This is a genomic window from Acinetobacter sp. YH12137, from assembly GCF_013418535.1.
Taxonomy (GTDB): Bacteria; Pseudomonadota; Gammaproteobacteria; order Pseudomonadales; family Moraxellaceae; genus Acinetobacter.
The window spans coordinates 1-2,021 of the sequence record NZ_VPBW01000082.1; the positions used below are offsets into that span (position 1 = coordinate 1).

Annotated in this window: 2 protein-coding genes; one reads left to right on the plus strand and one right to left on the minus strand. The window is 32.1% G+C overall.

The features are described from left to right. Positions 1–319: 319 nt before the first annotated feature. Positions 320–778: a DUF523 domain-containing protein gene (locus tag FTU72_RS16125; protein WP_077170035.1), complete on the plus strand. Its 459-nt coding sequence runs from the start codon at positions 320–322 to the stop codon at positions 776–778. 126 nt (positions 779–904) lie between these two features. On the opposite strand, the gene FTU72_RS16130 is transcribed toward FTU72_RS16125, so the two are convergent. Continuing rightward, positions 905–1,693, minus strand: coding sequence for an aminoglycoside adenylyltransferase domain-containing protein (locus FTU72_RS16130; protein ID WP_038350081.1), 789 nt, complete (start codon positions 1,691–1,693; stop codon positions 905–907). Between the last annotated feature and the right edge of the window lie 328 nt (positions 1,694–2,021).

Sequence of the window (2,021 nt, forward strand, 5' to 3'; positions counted from 1 at the left end):
TTATAATCAGCGAAGAATTCAAAAAGGCTTGGATTTTAAGACACCAAATCAAATGGCAGAAGACTTTTATCGGTTAGCTGCCTAGAATCTCCCAAGTGAAAGTCTCCTGCTAATTCAGCACACATCACTGTTGATAAATTTTCTAAACAAAAAGGATCAAACTAATCTATAAGCTTTGTGGGTTAGAAAAAAAATAACTCACTTTGCATTGATCATATTTAAATTCTTGTTTTATCCATAGCACTAACCTATTAATTTTAAAAAATAATAGGTACTGGCTAAATAGCAAATCGATACATATCTTTTTCATAGAGGAAATATGATTTTAGTAAGTTCTTGTCTGGCTGGCTTAAAGGTACGTTATAACGGGACGCATAGCTTAAACGAAAAAATCGAAAAATTAGTCAAAGATGGAAAAGCTACTATGGTATGTCCAGAGATTCTTGGCGGTTTATCAACACCACGCGAACCTGCCGAGATTTCGGGAGGTAATGGCGATGATGTCTTAGATGGAAAAGCCTGTGTAATTGAAAAATCAGGAAAGGATGTGACTTCAATCTATATTGAAGGGGCATATAGAACTTTAAAAAAAGTTCAATTATTAAAAGCTACTCTGGTAGTGCTTAAAGAAAATAGCCCTTCATGTGGTAGTTCAATGATTTACGATGGTCAATTTAATGGGAATAAGATCTATGGCAATGGAGTTACCTCCGCTTTGCTTAAACGTCATAATATAAAAGTCATTTCAGAAGAAACTTTTTGGCAACTTTTACCCTAGTTCCTCCGCTTTTATTTAAAATCTTCATGCAACTCCAACCACGCCCCCCTTTGCAATATCAAGTCTCTTCGGTATTTAGAGATATAGTGAGGTAATAATCTAAGAAGCATATCCATTACTTCCACATCAGTTAAAAAGTAGTGGTTCAATTTTATGCTGTAATTCTTTAACAATTTTAGCAAGCTGATCATGTAAAACTAACCAACATTGCTCATGACCTTGCCCAATATATTCATCTATTATGAGTTGCAAAATGTCTTGATCTATCTGACTTAAGAATTCTAAAAACCATGTCGCAGCAACATCCTTGGCAACTATTGTTTTATGATCTAATGTATAAGCTATACGGCATAGCGCTAAAATTTGATTACATTCATCCTGATCGTCTTTCCAATGAGCAATAATTTGTGGATAAGTTTTTTGCATGGCAAATATTAATTGTTCATAGCTAATTGGATTTAACCAATCGCAAATATCAGGTCCAAAGATAGTAATGTTATGTAATTGGGCAGTTTTAAGTAAAATACTAATATCTGGATCAGATTGACTATAAAGTAATTCACCTTTGAGTAATTCTTCTCTCAACCACTCGCCATATTGTAGCTGATATGTATATGGATGATTTTTATTGGTAATACTCCCTTTTTCTAATATCGTAATTTCTAAGGCACGCGCTGTAGCATGACCAATCGGAACAGATATATTTAGAAAATTCTGCGCTAATTGTTTTCTTTCCTGATCGGTAATTTCACGTTCAATAATAACTAAAATATCAAGATCACTTTTATGTTTTAAACCACCATCAACATACGAACCATATAAATAAATAGCATAAAGCTTATCTTTAAAATTTTTTTGTAAAAGCTGTTTTACACTTTCAACTTGGCGACACTCTTCATCATTTAAGCTTTGCATATGATTTTTAATTTAAAAAAATAAGTAATGAATTCATAGAGCATTATACAGAATAAGTGTAAATAATTTAATCAATTAGTAAATAACATACTATTTTTACAATATATTTACTTTCAATATAGAGTTTAATACATAAAACTCTATCAATCAAAAAAAGCTTGAAACAACATCTGAATAGTAAGAGTCATTTCCTCCTCACTTAGAGATGGATCCGGAAATTTGAACAACTCCTATAAGTGATACTCTGCTCCTCAAATGATGTTATAAACATCAATATATGGAGTATTTTATGGCACGTAGACCAAGAAGAAATCATTCAAACGACTTT

Coding starts and splice junctions, on each gene's coding strand:
- FTU72_RS16125 (WP_077170035.1), top strand. CDS start 320: ATGATTTTAGTAAGTTCTTGTCTGGCTGGCTTAAAGGTACGTTATAAC.
- FTU72_RS16130 (WP_038350081.1), bottom strand. CDS start 1,693: ATGCAAAGCTTAAATGATGAAGAGTGTCGCCAAGTTGAAAGTGTAAAA.